The following is an 18,063-nucleotide window of genomic DNA, read 5'->3' on the forward strand; positions in this document are numbered from 1 at the left end:
GTATTTAAAACGCAACCACTACCTAAACCAGAAATCACAGCTACAGTTTTGCATTCCAGACTTACAATACATAAAAAATAAAGAGATGAGAGGTACAAAGTGATGGCGACGATTCGCGATATTGCTAAAAAAATGGGATTATCGGTTTCCACCGTTTCAAGGGCCTTAAATGATAATCAACGGATTAGCTTGCAAACTCGAAGACAGGTTAAGGAAGTTGCTGAAGCGCTTGGTTATCAGCCTAATTATAATGCCCGGAACTTGACGAACCAGGAAGCCAATTCGGTTGGCGTGATTTTTCCGGTTAATAATCGGGTGGTTGATAATATTTTTTACGTTGGCCTGCTACGGGGAATTAACGAACAGCTTAACGCCAGGAATTATGTGTTGGCCGTTGCGGTCGGTGAATCTAGTGATCAAGTTTTGGAAAATGTCCGTTCAATGATTAACCGGGCCCAGATCAAGCGGTTTATTTTGCTATATTCGCATGTCAATGATCCGGTTATTGACTTATTAAAAAGTGCCTCAGTTGAATTTGTGACCGTTGGGAAACCAGCTGCTGGCCAGGACTGGCTTTACGTTGATAATGATAACGTGGAGGCTGGAGCGGATGGAACCAGATACCTAATGAAGAAGTTGCACGTTAGTACACCGGTATTTGCTGAGTCAACAAATGATTGGCCCTATGAAGTTGATCGGAAAACCGGCTATCTGCGAGAGATGAGCTTGGCTAAGAAATCCCCAGTAGTTTTTTCCGTTCCTGATAACGATGATTCGGTTGTAAATCAGTTTATTGAGGAGAACCCGCAGATGGACGGGGTTGTCGCTGTTGACGATTATACTGGGCTTAAAGTTTATCATCGGTTCAAATTACTTCACCCAGGAAGAGAGATTGAAGTGGTTGGCTATAATAACTCCCTCCCCAATGAATTAACTGACCAACACTTTCACTCAGTTGACTTAAACCCCAATGAAATGGGGCGGGCGGCGGTTAAGCTATTATTTCAACCAGAAACAGAAAAATTGCGACACATCATCGTCAGTCACATTATCCAAAAGAGCTGACTTAAAGGGGTAGATAGGCACAATGAAACAACAGAATCAATGGATTTTACTGATGTCAACGTCGATCGTCTCGTTCATGTCGACGATTGATGCCAGCATTGTTAACATCGCGATTCCCAAGATGTCCCGTGATTTGAACGTTCTTAATAATCAAGCTGAGTGGATCGTTTCAGTTTATTTAGTATTGATTTGTGTTCTGCTGCTTTTCTTTGGCAAGCTGTCAGACCAAATTGGGCGGGTCAGAATCTTTCAAATCGGGACATTAATTTTTGTGTTGGGGTCACTTTTCTGTGGCCTCAGTGTTAATTTGCCAATGATTTTGGGCTCAAGAGTGGTCCAGGCACTTGGCGCATCGATGACCATGGCGACTAATTTTAGTATCATTACCGATATTTTTCCACCAAGCAGGCATGGACTGGCACTTGGGGTGAACAGTTCTTTTGTTCAAATTGGCAATATTGCCGGCCCCGGTGTCGGTGGTCTGATCCTGACGTGGTTTAACTGGCACTTTATCTTTTTTGTCAACGTACCGATTGGCATTATTGCTTACATATTGGGCCATCACTTCTTCCCCCATACGCCGTTACAGCGTCACCAAGTTAAGATAGATTTGCCAGGATTTTTGGCGTATGCGGCGATGGTAGTCTCATTTTTTGTGATGATCTTCTGGGGTCAAGTAGTGGGCTTTACTGATCTGAGAATTGTTGGGCTGCTTGTATTAACTGCGTTTTTGGTAGCGGGATTCATTCTAATTGAACACCGTGTTTCAGAACCGATGATTGAGTTGCGGGTATTTCACAATCTCGGATTTAGCTTCGGTATTCTATCGGCTATGCTAGTATACGCCTGTGGGTATTTCAATAACGTCATCATGCCATTCTATCTACAAGACCGCTTGTTATTGTCGTCAGCGGCTGCGGGTGTTATTTTAATGGCCGTTCCCTTGCTAAATATTTTCAGTGCGCCGACCGGTGGCTACATTGCTGATCGGATTGGGGCCGAGAAGGTTTCGTTTTACGCCTTATTTATCTTTTTGGTGCCAGAAGTTATTTTTATCTTAGTGCGACCTCAATGGTCAATTATTTGGCTAATCGTGGGTTTAGCAATGTTTGGCACGGCAAATGGTGCGTTTCAGAACAATCCAATGATTATGGGGAATGCTGCTCCGGAGTTTCAGGGGATTGCTGGATCAATTGCTGCACTGGGTCGAAACCTGGGGATGGCAATTGGATTGGCTTTGGCAACGTCGCTACTGTACTTTGGAATTAGCCAGCAAGGTGGTAAACGAATTACAACGTATCCTGATGCTCACCCGGATTGGTTTGTTGATGGTATGCATTTTGCTTATCAAGTGGCTTTAGGGATGATCTTAGTCGCAATTTGCCTGCTGGCAGTTGTATTGAAGAGAAAAAAGAAAGCGGAATAATAAAAATCGGCAATGTGAACATCAATTTGTTCATCATTGCCGATTTTATTATGAGCATTTGTTAAAGCGTTAGGGTTATTCTTTTACAAAATTTTCTAGCACTTTACCATCTTCAACGGTCAGTAGGGTTTGTTTGGATGGGATTGGGGCAACCACTCGGAACTTATACCCCGAGCCGGCAGTCTTTTTGATGACCAGGCTAGTTTTAGTGAATCCTTTGACACTGGCTGGCCATCGAACGGTTTTTGACTGACTCGGATTGGCTTTAAGGTAAGTCATTGCTTTATTAAAGTTAGAATTGGTAATCGTTAAGGTATAGACTCTTGTTTTGACATTGAAGGAAATTTTTCCCAACTTGCGATAACTGCTAACGAGCGTTTTCTCAACATTAGCTTCGTTCAATTGCCGGCGGGCCGCAGCCTGTTTTCGCTGGCCAGCGTCAAAGACAAGGTTATTGTTATGGCTGGTCATTGACGACATTTGTTTTCGTTGCTGTGTTGGGGGCGTTTCTTTAGATTGGTGCTGGTCCCGAATGGCGCCGGGCATGATGGCACCACCAATGCCAATCATGATAACGGCCGCAGCCATTAATCCAATAATAAGGCCGCGGCTTTCATTTTTATAGGTTGCGGTCCGAAATGAGAAGATCCCAAGTAAGATCATGATAACACCGACAACGCATAAGAAAACTGATAAATATAGCAAATGACTTTCCCCCATAAAGTGATGGCCTGCTTTAAACCTTAGGCCGTTTTAGTAATACAAAGAGCATATAATATTTTGGGACGGGTGTAAAGATAAGTGAGTGGAGCAGAGTGCGGAACCAGGCGGTTAGAAGCTGGAGCATAAGTCTCCTTTAGCGGAAATCCCCGGTTCTGGGATTTTTGCTAAAGGTGCTTATGCGTAAGCTTCTGCCTGGTGCAGCACGTTTCCACCATGTTGCCAATTGTGACATCTCCCCGGGTTTGGATTTTTGTTGGCGGTGCTTACGCGCAGCTATCCCATCAACACGAAATAGAATAACCACGAGGAACACGATTCTGACATGCTGGCTGCTTGATGAGAAACATGTTTCGATCAACTGACGCTAACAGAATGAAGATTCCAATCAAACTTTAAAGCCAGGATGCTATTTTATATTCAGCAGCACTCCCCTTATATAGCGGAAACGCGCTCCGACAGCCCTGATCCCTACCACATAAAGCAAAAGCACCAACAATGAGCAAAAACCGCTCATCATTGGTGCTTTTACTTTATGCTCCGGGATCAACCCGGGCTTAGTCGCGCTCTACACGATTTGGCAGAACTCAATCGTTTCTTCATTTGGTCCCAAGATGTTAAAGAACTTAATCCCGTTGTCCCAGAATGATGGGATTGATTGAATTTCGTCATTCACCATACGTAAACCTTGAGCCTTTGCATCGGCGAACGCCTTTTCTACGTCCGTTGTGTTCATTGAGATATGGTTGATTGCACCAGCTTTTCTAGCAGTTGGGTCGCCTTCCCATGTTTCAATGGTGAGATTGCCGAACCGCATGAAGGCACAACGGTTTTCGCCGTTATGGAATAAGCCAGCTTGTTCAAAGCCAAGTGATTTGTAAAATTCGATTGTTTTGTCTAAATCAACTGAAGGAATTCCAACGTGTTGGAGTCCTGTAATATCGTCTTTAATTGCCATGATTAATTTGCCTCTTTTTTTATTTTTCTACTGTAGCAGTGGGTTTACCAACGTCTAACGCTTGATGCTTTAGATGTGGGAAGATTGATTTATCCGCAATTCCTGTAATGCCACCTTGGAATAAGAACGCAAAGATGGTCCCGATTCCGAAGTTCGTAAATTGATGAGTGATTACTAATGCTAAGATTGCCATCAACGTCGGTGGAATATACGATGCCCACATCGCTAGATTGGCGTTTCCTTTGAAATACTTAAACCGCAAGATCTGCATCAAGTCATCAGCAGGGTGTAATACCAGGTTAACCCGTTGATAAATTGAAATGGCCGTCGCAATCATCGCGACACCGACAAAGTTTAGCAGGATATAGAAACCAACCATCAATGGAGTGGTAGCATCTGGAAGCCCCGCAAAGATTGGGTACTTACCGAGGAAGAAGTCTTCAAAGATCTGAATCAAAGCAGAGAAGGGAACCATGAAGATTAGGTTACCAAGTGCGCGCCCCCAATCCCAGTGACCCACTAAGATCGCGTTTAGGACAGTAGTTAAAATTCCTAAGATTAGGAATGTCCAGAACAAATTCCAGCCAAAAGCAACACTCAGGTTAGCTTCAGCGGCAGTCCAGTAGGCTGATCCTAAGAATGACGGGTGAATTTTGGCACTGGTAACCAATGTCAAAACGTTTCCGGCAGAGTTAATGATCAGGGACAGAATGAAGAAGGAAACCGATGTGGTCATCGAAATCGTTCTGGTTGAGGATATCTTGTTAGTTGATTGTTCAGTACTATTCAACATTATTCACCTACTTTAACGACGGCCTTTGAAACTCCCTTGATGTTTCCTTGCAAGAATGATTCAACTTGTTCCAAAGGTAATTCATGACTGATGATCGCTTCAACGTCTAACTTACCGCTTTGAAGTAATGCGATTGAATCTTCAAATGCGTTAGGGTTGATGAATGAACCTTGAACAGTCAATTGTTTTTGATAAACTTCGTAAGTGTTCATTGAGAAGTGAGCATCAGGAGCGCCAACACCGAACATTAATACTTGACCACCCTTACGAGTAGCTTCGATTGCTTGTTCCTGGGTCTTTGGTGAACCAACGGCTTCGATAACGATGTCGTAGTAGTTAGTTGGCATATCAACTTTGTTAGTGTTGAAAGTATTTGTAACGCCTAACTTCTCACGGTTAAGATCAAGCTTCTTATCTGAATGACCAGTCAAGTCAACTTGGTGGATACCGTAAGCTTGTAAGATTTGGGCGAATAATTGACCTTCAAAACCATCACCAATAACTAATGCACGTTGGTAAGGGGTAACGTTTAATAATTGAACACCATGAACGGCACATGAAATTGGTTCGATAGTTGCGGCTGCTTTAAATGAAATGTCATCAGGAATTGGGTAAACGACTGAAGCAGGAGCAGTGAAGTATTGTTCCAAGCCACCGTTTCTAGTAACCCCAACGGCTGATAAGTTTTCACAAAGTTCTGGACGGTCAGTATGGCAGTAGAAGCATTCGCCACAGTAGATGTTAGGGTCAACCGTTACCCGGTCGCCAACTTTAACGTTTGTGACTTCTGAACCAATTTCAGAAACAACGCCTGAGTTTTCGTGACCTAATACAATGGGAGGAACAGCGTCGGCAGAACCTGGAAGGCCGTTATAAAGGGCGTGGTCAGTTCCACAAACCCCAGCGTACTTGGTTTCAACTAATACTTCACTTGGTTGAACCTTTGGCTTGTCGATGTCTTGAATTTCCATTTTCTTTGTAGCGGTTAATACTAATGCTTTCATTATTAAATCTCCTTATATATATATGAGTGAGCGGAGCAAAGCGGTTAGAGTGCGGAACCAAGCGGTTAGAGACTGGAGCCTAAGCCTTCTCCGCCAGAAATCCTGGGCTTGGATTTTTGGTGGAGAAGGCTTAGGTGCAAGTCTCTGCTTGGTGGAGCACGTTTCTGCTAGATAAGCACGAGCCACGAAAAATTCTCGAATCTCAATTTTTCCTCGACGGTGCTTTTATACAGATTTCTGCTTTGCGCAGCTGTCCTAAATTTTCCACAAAAAGTGCGGAATTCCTAAATTATTAAGTTACTTGTTGAACTCTTTAAGTGCGAGTGCGAAGTTACCAACGGTCGCTGACCCATTATTCTTAACGAGCGGCATCACGATATATTTATCAATATCACCAACGTCAACGTAATCATTCATGAGTTCAGTAAATTGGCTGCGGACCTTTTTCAGAAATGCTTCACTGACGACGCCACCGCCAAAGACGATCTTAGCAGGCCGAAGCATCAGTGTGACTTGGAGGGCTGCTTGAGCAACGTAGAACGCCATGATGTCCCAAACATGATCGGTCAACGGAACGTCTTTACCGCTCTTACCTAAACGGGCTTTGAAGGTTGGCCCGGAAACTAGGCCTTCCAAACAGTCGCCGTGATAGGGGCAGATCCCCTTGAAATCAAGGTCGTCTGGATGAGGCTTCAAGCGGACATGGCCCATTTCTGGATGGCCGATGTCGCCAATAAAGTTACCGTTAACGATTGCGCCAGCACCAACACCGGTTCCAATCGTGTAATAAACGAGTGAGTTAATCTTCTCATTAAACAGGGTTGCCATGATGTATTCACCATAGGCAGAACCGTTAACATCGTTTGTCCAGTGGATTGGCAGGTCAAAATCCTGCTTCAATCTACCAACAAAGTCCGTATTGGACCAGCCAACCTTTGGTGTATCTGTAATATACCCAAATTTCGGCGAGTTTTGCCTGAGCTCAATTGGGCCAAAGGATGAAACTGAAATTGCTTGGAGATCTTTAAACTGTTTGAAGTAATCGACCGTCTTTTTTAGCGTTTCCTCTGGCGTGGTCGTTGGGAAATTTGTAATATCTAAAATTCGATAATCCTCGTTTCCAACTGCACAAACGAATTTAGTTCCGCCCGCTTCAACACTACCTAACAACATTTAAATGTCACCACCTTAAGATTTATTCCTCAACAATTAGTTGTGAATTCTTGTACAATATACCACGTTTAAAAAATAATGCACTGTAAAAGCCTATGTCAAACGTATGACATATTTTCAAAAATAAAAAATGTCTAGACCATAAAAAGGAATTTTGATGAAAAAAGCAGCGAAAACTTTTTTTATTTATTTTTGATGTGGGCTGTAATTCCTAAAGATTACCAACTAAAAAAGCATTTTTGTGCAAACGGTTGCAATATTCGTGTAGCAATGTCATAATACTAAATGTAAACGTTATTATTTTGAATTGGAGGAGCAGAATATGGATGAACAAAGTAGTGCTGCAGCCACTAAAAAATCGGGGTTACCTAAGCTGCCCGCTAGCACCATTTGGATGATTAACTTTGGCTTCTTGGGTGTGCAAATGGCATTTACCCTGCAAAGTTCGCAAATGAGCCGGATTTTTCAAACAATTGGGGCGGATCCAAACAAATTAGGTTGGTTTTTCATTTTGCCACCATTGGCTGGATTAATCGTTCAACCAATTATTGGCTATTATTCAGATCGAACCTGGGCACCTAAATTAGGCGGTCGGCGGCTACCTTACTTGGCCTTAGGAACATTAATTGCAATTATCGTGATGTGTTTACTACCTAATTCCGGTAGCTTTGGCTTTGGTTACGCGTCAATTACGGCCTTACTATTTGGGGCGGTTACCGTTGCCTTACTGGATGTGTCATCAAATATTGCCATGCAACCATTTAAGATGATGGTTGGTGATATGGTTAATGATGATCAGAAGAGTTATGCTTATGGGATTCAAAGCTTCCTATCAAATGGTGGGGCGGTTATCGCGGCCATTTTCCCATTCCTATTTACGGCATTTGGGGTTGCTAATACTGCTAAAAAAGGGGTTGTTCCCCAATCAGTTGTGATTTCATTCTACGTTGGGGCAATTATTCTGTTAGTAACAAGTCTCTTCACTATCTTCAAAGTTCATGAATACGATCCTGCTACTTATGCAAAGTATCATGGGATTACCGAAGAAGCTAATTCAACTGGTGGTAATTGGTGGACGTTGCTTAAGAAGGCCCCAAAAGTATTTTGGATGGTAACGTTGGTTCAATTCTTCTGCTGGATTTCTTTCCAATACCTCTGGACTTATTCAGCTGGGGCAATTGCCAACAATGTTTGGAATACCACTAATGCTGCTTCATCGGGGTATCAAGCTGCTGGTAACTGGTACGGTGTTTTAGCCGCCGTTCAGTCAGTTGCTGCCGTTATTTGGTCATACGTTTTAGCTAAGTTGCCTAATAATCATCACAAGCTAGGCTACTCACTGAGTTTGGCACTTGGTGCGATTGGGATGTTGTCAGTGTTCTTTGTTCATACACAGTACATGCTAATTGTTTCATTTACATTAGTTGGGATGGCCTGGGCTTCAATGAATACTTATCCATTAACCATGGTAACCAACGCTTTGTCTGGTGAACACATGGGCACTTACCTTGGCCTATTCAATGGGTCAATCTGTTTGCCACAAATTGTGGCCTCGCTTGCTAGCTTTGGGTTGTTCCCACTATTGGGTAACGCCCAGCCAAACATGTTCATCCTTGCCGGCGTTATTATGGCATTAGGAGCAGTTTCAGTCGGATTTATTAAAGAGACTTATAAAGCATAGGAAAGGATATCTAAATATGAAGAGAACGTTTGAAGTACAACCTTGGAATATTGTGACCCACGACTTTAAGCCTGACGACAAACGTCTGCAGGAATCCATGACCAGTATTGGTAATGGTTACATGGGGATGCGCGGGTTCTTTGAAGAAGACTATAGTGGTGACAGTCTTGCCGGCCTTTATCTTGGAGGTGTTTGGTATCCAGATAAGACTCGGGTTGGCTGGTGGAAGAATGGCTACCCAGAATACTTTGGGAAGGTTGTTAACGCGGTCAATTTTATTAAGATGACAATTAAGATCAATGGTGAGAAGCTTGATCTTGCTAAGGATACGTTCAGTGATTTTAACTTGGACCTCGATATGAAAAAAGCGTTGCTCACCCGTTCGTTTGTCGTTACTAAAGGGGCTGCGAAGGTTAAAGTAACCTTTGAGCGCTTTGTCAGCGTTGCCCAACAAGAGCTTTCGGTGCAACGGGTAACGTTGAAGAACGTTGGCTCAAGTCAGGCTGCAATTGTGATTGATTCCGCAATCGACGCCGACGTTAAGAACGAGGATGCGAACTACGATGAGCGTTTCTGGGAAGTTGCTTCAACTGACCAAGAAGCTAACACTGGCAGCGTGGTTGCTGAAACGACATCAAATCCATTTGGCACGCCACGGTTCACTTCCGCAATGGAAATGCGCCACGTAACTGATTTAAAGAACGACAAGGTTGCCCAGCCAAGTGATAAAGAAGTCGTTAATGAATTTAGCGGCGAGTTGGCTCCTAATGAAACCACCCAGCTTGAAAAACGGGTGATTGTGGTGACATCGCGTGACTATGATTCAAATGACGCTTTAACGAGTGCCATGACTAAATTGAGCGATCAGGTTGCGGCTCAGAGCTACGATCAATTGTTTGATGCGCACGCTAAGATCTGGGAAGACCGTTGGAACAAATCGGATATCCAAATTGATGGCGATACAGAAGCCCAACAAGGTATTCGGTTTAACCTATTTCAATTATTCTCTACCTATTACGGTGAGGATTCACGACTTAATATTGGTCCTAAAGGGTTCACTGGTGAGAAGTACGGTGGCGCAACCTACTGGGATACTGAAGCCTTTGCGGTACCAGTATACCTAGGAATTACTGATCCTAAGGTAACTCGCAATCTGTTAATGTATCGTTACAAACAACTGGATGGTGCTTATCATAATGCTAAGCAACAGGGCTTAAAGGGTGCGTTATTCCCAATGGTGACTTTCGATGGGATCGAATGCCATAATGAATGGGAAATCACCTTTGAAGAAATTCATCGAAACGGCGATATTGCCTTTGCTATCTATAACTACACCCGATACACTGGTGATGATTCATATGTCTTGCATGAAGGGTCTAAAGTGTTAACCGAGATTTCCCGTTTCTGGGCTGATCGGGTTCACTTTAGCCAACGGAAGCAACAATACATGATCCACGGTGTTACTGGTCCCGATGAATATGAAAACAACGTTGATAATAACTGGTACACGAATATTCTGGCTCAATGGACGTTGAAGTATACTTTGGAAATTCTTAACAAGGTTTCTCCAGAGCAGGCTAAAAAGCTTAACGTGAGTGATGCTGAAAAGAAACAGTGGCAAGACATTGTCGACAAGATGTATTTACCATACGATAAAGATTTGAATATTTTTGTTCAACACGATGGTTTTCTCGACAAGGATCTCAAGCCAGTTTCAGAAATTCCGGCAGATCAATTGCCAATTAACCAGCACTGGTCATGGGATAAAATTCTGCGGTCTCCTTATATTAAGCAAGGGGATGTGCTTCAAGGAATCTGGGACTTTATCGACGACTATACGCCAGAACAGAAGAAAGCTAATTTTGATTTCTACGAAAAGTACACTGTTCATGAATCAAGCCTGTCACCAGCCATTTATTCAGTGCTTGCTGCTGATCTTGGCTATGAGGACAAGGCCGTGGAATTGTATGAACGGACGGCGCGCCTCGACCTTGATAACTATAACAACGATACGGTCGACGGCTTGCACATTACTGCGATGACTGGTGGTTGGATTGCGGTTGTCCAGGGCTTTGCGGGTATGCGGGTTCGTGATGGCAAGCTTCATTACGCACCGTTCTTACCAAAGAAATGGTCCCACTATTCATTCAGGCAAGTCTTCCGTGACCGCCTGATCGAAGTTGACGTTGATAAAGAAGGTGCCCACTTCAAGTTAGTGAGTGGTGAGCCGATTACGATTGATGTGGCTGGTAAGAGCATCGCGTTAAAGTGAGCGGAACAAAGCGGTTAGAGTGTGGAACCAAGCGGTTAGAAAGCGGAGCCTAAGTTACTCCGTTCAGAAATCCTGGGTTTGGATTTTTGAACGGAGTAGCTTAGGTGCAGCTTTCTGCTTGGTGTAGCACGTTTCCACCATGTTGCAGGCTGTGAAAATTTGTGTCGGAGGTGCTTACGCGCAGATCTCTGCTTTGTGGAGCTGTCCTAATCTACATGCGAATAGAATTGAGGCGTTGGCTTCATAAATATATAATTGCCGAACTACCAAATTTAAATCATTCACCCAGGGCATCACACGACCTATTTTAAAATATGTCGTGTGGTGTTTTTTGAGTTCCAAACGGACGAAATCTTTGATTATCCACTGCACGTATTAGATACTAAAAGTAATTAAAAAAAGGACAGCTGCGTCAGGCAGAAACCTGCGTATAAGCACCTTGGCCAAAAATTCCAAACCCGGGAATCCTTGTCCAAGGAGACTTATACTCCGGTTTCTAACCGCCTGACTCCGCTCACTTTTTATTAGGAGGAATTATTTTGACATTATCAATTGGTATTATTGGGGCAACCGGCCGAGCCGGTAGCGCGATTACAAAAGAAGCAATTAGTCGGGGACTTAAGGTAACAGCGTTTGTTAGGAGCGCCGACAAAGCAAAAGATATGTTTGGTGATCAGGTTACTGCAATTCAAAAGGATGCTTTTGATATTCAGAAGAAGGATATTGCTGATTTTGATGTGGTAATAGATGGGTTTGCGACTCGGAATGCGGAGAAGGCTTATCAGCATGTCGATTTAGCGGCAAAGTTAATTGAGCTTGTCAAAAACCAATCAAAACCAAGGCTATTCTTCATTTTGGGCGCAGGAAGTTTGGAAATTGGTAATGGTCAACGTTTAATTAACCGATTGGAAAAGATGCCAAACAATGAATCATTTATTTCGATTCCCAGGGAACAATTTAAGGAATATGAGATGCTGATAAATGCAAAGGACGTTAATTGGGTAGCAATTTCCCCAAGTGCCAATTTTGTCCCAGGTGATTTTGCGGATTATGAACTTGGTGATAATGACTTATTACGAAACGCTGCCGGAAAATCAGAAGTAACAATGGGGACGGTTGCCAGAGTAATTGTTGATGAGATTGTGGAACCTAAGCATCGCAATGAGCGGTTTACGGTGGTGAATAAGTAAGTGAGCGGAGCAAAGCGGTTAGAAGTCGGAGCCTAAGTTGCATCACGCAGAAATCCCCGGGCCTGGGATTTTTGCGTGATGTAGCTTAGGTGCAGACTTCTGCTTTGCGGAGCGGTCCTAATCTATGTAGGATGATGCAACCACTAAGTAAGGCTTAGGTGCAGCTTTTTGCTTGGTGGAGCATGTTTCTGTAATGTTGCCAAGAATGAAATCCCCGGGTTTTGCCAAAGCACCAGTGCCATGGATAATCCCCTGATTTTGAGGGATATTTACGCACGAATTGTGTTCCCCCCCCTAATTTACGTAGTCAGAAAATACTAAACATGATTTTTGGACATAACAACGATTCCAATGATGTTAATGAAAGCTCAAAACACCTCAAAGGAAAATACCATTCTTCGAGGTGTTTTTAAGTGGGTTCATGCGGGACAACACCAATGTTTCATTTGTCACACTTATGTAACGCCATTGACATAATACATTAAAAAGTGTACCCTCACACTAGTTTGAACCCAGTGAATTATAATAAACATAACAATTCTGATGGGTGTTCTGAGGAGCCAATTTGAATAACTATTGGGGTAAATTCAAATTATAGGGAAGAAGTTGTTGAAATGAAGAACGCAAAAAGATGGTTAGTTGGGCTCATAAGCTTTGCCGTATTATTGGCAATGGCGCCGAGCACGCAAGCTGCCACCAAGAAGAAGACCGCCGGTAGCGATCCATACGGGATTAACAAGATTTTAAAGCAGTTAACCCAAAAGAAGAAGGTTTCACCAAATAAATATGTCTATTTAGACGTTGTCTTGAAGCCAAGGAATGAAGGTCAGCTTAGTGACAAGGTCTATGCGGTCAACACCCCTGGCAATTCAGAATTCAAGCAATTTTATACGCCAGCTAAGTTTCAATCCGAATTTGGTCAGCCGGCGTCGGTAGTTGGTCAGTACAAGCCATTTTTTAAGAAATATCATTTGAAATCGCAAAGCTTTAGTAATGGATTGATCATCAAGGTATCTGGGAAAGTAAAGAACGTTAATAAGGCATTCTCAACGAATATTCAAAGTGCCAAGTATCATTCAAATCCAGTTCAGTTTTCCAAAAAGAAACCGGTGATGCCCGCAAAGTTAGCGAATAATGTGCTTACTGTGCTAGGAATCACGACGATTAAGCAGGGGTTGGGAGCACTTGCTAAAAAGCAAGGTGACAGTTCAAAGGTGAAGGCGAAGTACGCCCCAAGCAAGTTTGCCAAGCACTATCAATTACAATCACTGTATGGCAAGGGTTACGAAGGTCAAGGGCAAACCCTGGGCATTATTTCGTTTGCTGATGTTAATAAACGTGACCCCGAGCATTTTTGGAATTCTGAAAAAATCAACACGAAATCTAATCGGATTAGCGTGAAGAAAATTGGGAGTCCAACATCGCTGGCTACCAACGATGCAATCGGGAAACTTGAGACGACCTTTGATATTGAACAATCTGGGGCAATTGCACCTCAGGCTAACATTCGGGTTTATCAAGCTAACTTTAGTGATGTCGGCTTAGTGAATGCCTATTCAACGGCTTTTGAAGAGAATCGCGCAAGTTCCCTGTCGATGAGCTGGGGCTTAAGTGAATACTTAACGCACTATCTCAAGACGCAGCGATTATTAACACCAGTTTATGGCCAGGTGCTAAATACTGTGATGGCGCAAGGTGCGCTGCAAGGGATTTCTACGTTCGTCTCTTCTGGTGATACTGGTGCCTACAATCGTGGCATTGGTGCTAAGTTAGGGCCAATTTCACTTCCAAATTACAGTACTTACGGAACTTTTCCTGCAGATAACCCGTGGGTAACCGCAACTGGTGGGACAACGTTACCGTTTAGTAAGAAGTTAGGTGACGGCATCAACATTTCCGTCGATAAAGAACGGGCATGGGGTGGCGATTACATGTTCAAGGCGTTTGCGAAGAATCGTAAACTGTTTTTGAGTAACGTTTCCGCTTATCAAGCAATGTTAGCTGGTGGCGGTGGTGGGATTAGCCATCTTTATGGGACACCGCAGTATCAGCAAGGCGTTCCCGGTGTCAATACGTTTAATGCACGTTCGTACATTTCGAACTTAATGCAGCCTAGGATGAACCCAGTATTAGTGAGTGGAACTGATTACGGCCGAAACTTCCCAGATGTTTCAGCAAACGCTGATCCAATGACCGGTTATCAGGTTTATTCAGGTGGTAAGTGGCTGGTAATGGGTGGTACGAGTGCGGTAGCCCCACAGTTTAATGGTGCGACGGCCGTAATTAACAGCGGTAAGGGGAGTCGGATGGGCTTTTGGAATCCCCAGATTTATCAGCTAGCTCAAGACAAAGATAAAACGCCATTTACTGTGTTAGATAGTGACTCAAATAATTCAAACCTTTACTATGTTGGCCAGCCAGGTAAGATCTACAACCAGGCAACGGGGCTGGGAACGGTTAATTTTGAGAAGTTGTTTGATGAATATCAGTAGTGAGCGGAGCGATCCTAATCTATATAACACAGAACTATAACCAAGTAACACGAAACTCCCTCAAGGCAATTGACGCACAGATCCTATTTTCCGAAGCGACCTAATCTGTGCCCAAGATGCCTCATTAATAAACGGAAACCTGATTTTAAATCAAAAAACACTCTAGCCTGGAGGGTTTTGCATCATATTGCAAGTTTCTGTTACAAGAAAAAGTGTGCTCGAACGTGAAACCCTTAATTTCTCATTAATAATAGCTGCTAAAGCGTCATAACAAAAGGTAGCAAAAGCGTCACAACCAACGAAGTAGATTAGTAATTCGTTGAGTGGTGGCGTTTTTGGTGTTTCTTAACACTGATGGCATTGTATAATTAGAAAAAGAAATTATGATTGGTAACAACATGAACTAAAGTAGGACAATAATTACAATTATAAGGAGTGAAGATTATGACTGACAAAATCCAACCAAACGATGCCTGTGCTTGGCAACCGAACAAAGCAACTGAAACGCCATTTTCTAAGAAATTTTCAACTGGTGAGCTGCCAGTTGAACCAAACCGTTACCGGTTAATTTGGGGGCGCTTTTGTCCTTGGGCGACGCCGATTGCAACAATGCTTGATTATACCGGTCTGGATAACGTCATTTCAAAGGGCGCAATCTATTCGTTAAGGCATGCTGGGGTTGACGATAATTGGTTCTTTGGCAAGGGTGATGAAACAGACCCAGTTTTAAAGACAACTAGTCTTCGTGAGAATTTTGAAAAAACGGATCCAGAATTCACGGGCCGGCCAACCGTGCCAGCGCTCGTTGATATTAAGACAGGTAAAGTTGTTAATGATTCCTCTCAGGGGATCATGAATGAACTTGCATCGGCTTGGAAGCCATATTTTAAGCCAGGCGTTAAGGACGTCCTGCCTGAGTCAAATAAATCAGCCGTTCTTGAGATGGCTAACACGATTATTGAAGATATTACGGCTATCCCTGGCAAAATTGCGGGGGCTCAGTCACAAAATGAGTATGAAAAGCTGGCTAAGCAGTATTTTGATCGTTTGGAATGGCTAGACGAACGATTGGCAGATCAACAATACTTACTTGGCGAGCAGATTACGGTTCCCGATTTCTGGCTGGTTGTTAGCCTTATTCGATTTGACACGGTCTTTTATTTCAAGAGTAAACTCAACAAAAAGGCGCTGACCGACTTTCCCAATCTCTGGCGGTACGCCAAAGAATGCTATCAACTGCCAGCCTTTAAGCAAAATACCGATTTTCAAGCGATTAAGGAACACTTCTTCAAGGTGAGTGATGATCCAGTTAGGTCGATTGACCGGATGATGCCAGTTGGTCCGGATGAATCGAAATGGAACGCGTAAAAAGCCACCTGATCTTTATGCTAAAATGGGGATTAGAGATTTTTCAATAATAAAGATTGCGAGGCACGGGTTTCATGAGTGATGAAACAGGTTCACAGACAGATTCACTAGGCACGCGTTTGATTACATTTGGCAAGAAGTATTGGATAACGGCGATTGCCTTTCTAGTATTCAGTATCATGAACGTTATCCTGCTGTTCCGGTACAACTGGTTGTTCGGCGGCCAAGACCTCCAGTTTCACCTTCAACGGATTGATGAAATGACTCATAATTTGCTTGGAGGCAATCTTAACCCTTATCTGGCAACGTTTAATTTGAATCAACTGGGGTCAGCGGTTATGAGCCTGTACCCTAAGCTACCACTATATCTCTTTGCGGCAATCCGGTTGATAGTTGGGAACCCAATTACTAGCTTCTATCTCGGGATGATTTTAACAACGTTTCTGTGCTTGTGGATTAGTTACGCGGCCTACCATTCTGTTAGAAAGACGGATACACTGGGGGCTTATATCTTTGCGATTGCCTACGCACTATCCGGGTTAAACGTCACTTATAATTTCTTAATGGCAGACATCGGCATTAGTTTTACCATTATTGTGCTTCCATTAGTCTTTGCGGGTTATTATCATTGGATTACCGCCGGAAAATATAAGATGTTAGCGGTGGGGATGACGCTGGTTTGTCTTAGTCACGTTTCCTACGATTAGTCAAGGCATTTAGTTAGGGATTTGGTAACCTTGATTATTTGGGTATGGTAATTGTCGTAGAGGGCTACCATACGAACAAGGGTTATAAGAAACAAAGTTTTTTGGGGTAAACTTAATAAGCCTCACCAAACGCTGGTTTAAAAAGCAAACGGTGTGGATTATACTCAAAGTATAAGATCTTTGGATCTTATGGGACTACGAGTCCGTGGTATGTGTAATCATACTTTTGGTTAGCTTGGACCATTGAGAACAGACAGTAGAGCGTCTTGTTCATACAAGCAACAGTGGCGACCTTATTCCGCTTTGGAATGGGGCCGTTTTTTAGTTGGTAGTAGTAGTCCACAATATGGTTGGGGGCTGCGTGTTGCGCTCGAATCATGTTCTTCACAATTAAATACAAAATCATGCGGGCTTTAGGATCACCACGTTTATTAATATGATCTTGTCGAAGATACTTACCGGACTGGTATCGATTAATATCAATCCCAACAAATGCGTTGAGCTGATTAGCATTGTCAAAGCGTTGAATATTACCAAGTTCACCAATCAATTCCGCCGCACTTTGTACGCCAATTCCTGGCATTGAAGTTAAGACATCAAACTCAGGCAGGTTCTGAGCCAAGACGACGAGCTGCTTAATCAAATGTTCTTTTTTGATCGTTAAGTTAATCAAGGCGCGACAGTAATAGCGGACAGCTTGAACTTGGACACTGTCCGAATTAACGGCTGGATAACTGTCTTTGGCCAAACTTTGAAGTTTCTCAGCATATTTCAAGCCTTTTGCCTTGGACAGTTTCTTGTCGGTACTCTGCATGAGACGATTCTTTAAAACCGTCCGTGAAAGCCCATTGACTAGATCAGGGTGGGGAAAAAGACTGACAATATTTAGGGCCAATTTAGAAACCCGACTGGAAAACAGTTGTTCAAGTTCAGGAAAAGTTTGTTGGAGTTGAGTATGGAGCAGTACATGTTTAACGTGCATATCAGCTTGAATTCGTCCATGAAATCGCGTTAATTCCCTCAGTCTCGTATAGATCACGGTTCGGGGTTGGGTAATGCGGAAATCATTACTTAAGGCCGCTCTAGCAATTCTATGAGCATCTTGTGAATCGGTTTTTAGCCGCCGAAGGCCATTGGTCTTCAGTTTTAAATCCAACGGATTTAAGCGACAATACGGCAAGTGATTATCACAACAAAAGCGTTCTACCGGACGC

General features: G+C 43.1%; 14 protein-coding genes. 8 read left to right on the forward strand and 6 right to left on the reverse strand.

Annotated elements, in window-relative coordinates; all coding sequences use genetic code 11:
• The first annotated feature begins 102 nt into the window (after window positions 1-102).
• Together FC98_RS09975 and FC98_RS09980 are read left to right on the forward strand one after the other, a co-directional pair.
• Window positions 103-1,065 (forward strand): LacI family DNA-binding transcriptional regulator, encoded by a 963-nt coding sequence (locus FC98_RS09975; RefSeq protein ID WP_008857353.1) that lies wholly within the window; start codon window positions 103-105, stop codon window positions 1,063-1,065.
• Window positions 1,066-1,087: 22 nt separating this feature from the next.
• Window positions 1,088-2,491 carry an MFS transporter gene (locus FC98_RS09980; protein WP_008857354.1) on the forward strand — a complete coding sequence of 468 codons (1,404 nt, stop codon included), beginning with the start codon at window positions 1,088-1,090 and terminating at the stop codon, window positions 2,489-2,491.
• A 75-nt stretch (window positions 2,492-2,566) separates the two neighbouring features.
• On the opposite strand, the gene FC98_RS09985 is transcribed toward FC98_RS09980, so the two are convergent.
• The 5 genes from FC98_RS09985 to scrK form a co-directional block, all read right to left on the reverse strand.
• Window positions 2,567-3,211 (reverse strand): hypothetical protein, encoded by a 645-nt coding sequence (locus tag FC98_RS09985; protein ID WP_008857355.1) that lies wholly within the window; start codon window positions 3,209-3,211, stop codon window positions 2,567-2,569.
• Between the two features lie 568 nt (window positions 3,212-3,779).
• Window positions 3,780-4,169, reverse strand: a complete 390-nt coding sequence (locus FC98_RS09990) for a VOC family protein (RefSeq protein WP_008857356.1) — start codon at window positions 4,167-4,169, stop codon at window positions 3,780-3,782.
• A 19-nt stretch (window positions 4,170-4,188) separates the two neighbouring features.
• Entirely contained in the window at window positions 4,189-4,962 is a 774-nt protein-coding gene (locus FC98_RS09995; protein ID WP_008857357.1) for a DUF6198 family protein, read from the reverse strand.
• Window positions 4,962-5,966, reverse strand: coding sequence for a zinc-dependent alcohol dehydrogenase family protein (locus FC98_RS10000; RefSeq protein ID WP_008857358.1), 1,005 nt, complete (start codon window positions 5,964-5,966; stop codon window positions 4,962-4,964). Before FC98_RS10000 ends, FC98_RS09995 begins: the two co-directional genes overlap by 1 nt.
• Before the next feature lie 297 nt (window positions 5,967-6,263).
• Window positions 6,264-7,139, reverse strand: a complete 876-nt coding sequence (scrK, locus tag FC98_RS10005) for a fructokinase ScrK (RefSeq protein WP_056949511.1) — start codon at window positions 7,137-7,139, stop codon at window positions 6,264-6,266.
• A gap of 322 nt (window positions 7,140-7,461) precedes the next feature.
• Here scrK and FC98_RS10010 point away from each other — a divergent pair, with 322 nt between their 5' ends.
• The 6 genes from FC98_RS10010 (at window position 7,462) to FC98_RS10035 (ending at window position 16,849) form a co-directional block, all read left to right on the forward strand.
• Entirely contained in the window at window positions 7,462-8,820 is a 1,359-nt protein-coding gene (locus FC98_RS10010; RefSeq protein WP_056949512.1) for an SLC45 family MFS transporter, read from the forward strand.
• Between the two features lie 16 nt (window positions 8,821-8,836).
• Entirely contained in the window at window positions 8,837-11,092 is a 2,256-nt protein-coding gene (locus tag FC98_RS10015) for a glycoside hydrolase family 65 protein (protein WP_056949513.1), read from the forward strand.
• 539 nt (window positions 11,093-11,631) lie between these two features.
• Window positions 11,632-12,282: an NAD(P)-dependent oxidoreductase gene (locus tag FC98_RS10020; RefSeq protein WP_008857384.1), complete on the forward strand. Its 651-nt coding sequence runs from the start codon at window positions 11,632-11,634 to the stop codon at window positions 12,280-12,282.
• Between the two features lie 614 nt (window positions 12,283-12,896).
• Window positions 12,897-14,774 carry a S53 family peptidase gene (locus FC98_RS10025; protein ID WP_054655408.1) on the forward strand — a complete coding sequence of 626 codons (1,878 nt, stop codon included), beginning with the start codon at window positions 12,897-12,899 and terminating at the stop codon, window positions 14,772-14,774.
• A gap of 444 nt (window positions 14,775-15,218) precedes the next feature.
• Window positions 15,219-16,142: a glutathione S-transferase C-terminal domain-containing protein gene (locus FC98_RS10030; RefSeq protein ID WP_056949514.1), complete on the forward strand. Its 924-nt coding sequence runs from the start codon at window positions 15,219-15,221 to the stop codon at window positions 16,140-16,142.
• A 74-nt stretch (window positions 16,143-16,216) separates the two neighbouring features.
• Window positions 16,217-16,849 (forward strand): hypothetical protein, encoded by a 633-nt coding sequence (locus FC98_RS10035; protein ID WP_056949515.1) that lies wholly within the window; start codon window positions 16,217-16,219, stop codon window positions 16,847-16,849.
• Window positions 16,850-17,036: 187 nt separating this feature from the next.
• Here FC98_RS10035 and FC98_RS10040 read toward each other — a convergent pair.
• The coding region (locus FC98_RS10040; protein WP_156637286.1) for a transposase at window positions 17,037-18,063 on the reverse strand (1,027 nt) is incomplete at its 5' end.

It is taken from the genome of Lentilactobacillus kisonensis DSM 19906 = JCM 15041, assembly GCF_001434135.1.
Taxonomy (GTDB): domain Bacteria; phylum Bacillota; class Bacilli; order Lactobacillales; family Lactobacillaceae; genus Lentilactobacillus; species Lentilactobacillus kisonensis.

What these genes read in the sequence shown, in the direction of transcription:
- FC98_RS09975 (WP_008857353.1), top strand. Translation starts at nt 103, where the DNA reads ATGGCGACGATTCGCGATATTGCTAAAAAAATGGGATTATCGGTTTCC.
- FC98_RS09990 (WP_008857356.1), bottom strand. Translation starts at nt 4,169, where the DNA reads ATGGCAATTAAAGACGATATTACAGGACTCCAACACGTTGGAATTCCT.
- FC98_RS10030 (WP_056949514.1), top strand. Translation starts at nt 15,219, where the DNA reads ATGACTGACAAAATCCAACCAAACGATGCCTGTGCTTGGCAACCGAAC.
- FC98_RS10025 (WP_054655408.1), top strand. Translation starts at nt 12,897, where the DNA reads ATGAAGAACGCAAAAAGATGGTTAGTTGGGCTCATAAGCTTTGCCGTA.
- FC98_RS10010 (WP_056949512.1), top strand. Translation starts at nt 7,462, where the DNA reads ATGGATGAACAAAGTAGTGCTGCAGCCACTAAAAAATCGGGGTTACCT.
- scrK (WP_056949511.1), bottom strand. Translation starts at nt 7,139, where the DNA reads ATGTTGTTAGGTAGTGTTGAAGCGGGCGGAACTAAATTCGTTTGTGCA.
- FC98_RS09995 (WP_008857357.1), bottom strand. Translation starts at nt 4,962, where the DNA reads ATGTTGAATAGTACTGAACAATCAACTAACAAGATATCCTCAACCAGA.
- FC98_RS09980 (WP_008857354.1), top strand. Translation starts at nt 1,088, where the DNA reads ATGAAACAACAGAATCAATGGATTTTACTGATGTCAACGTCGATCGTC.
- FC98_RS09985 (WP_008857355.1), bottom strand. Translation starts at nt 3,211, where the DNA reads ATGGGGGAAAGTCATTTGCTATATTTATCAGTTTTCTTATGCGTTGTC.
- FC98_RS10000 (WP_008857358.1), bottom strand. Translation starts at nt 5,966, where the DNA reads ATGAAAGCATTAGTATTAACCGCTACAAAGAAAATGGAAATTCAAGAC.
- FC98_RS10015 (WP_056949513.1), top strand. Translation starts at nt 8,837, where the DNA reads ATGAAGAGAACGTTTGAAGTACAACCTTGGAATATTGTGACCCACGAC.
- FC98_RS10035 (WP_056949515.1), top strand. Translation starts at nt 16,217, where the DNA reads ATGAGTGATGAAACAGGTTCACAGACAGATTCACTAGGCACGCGTTTG.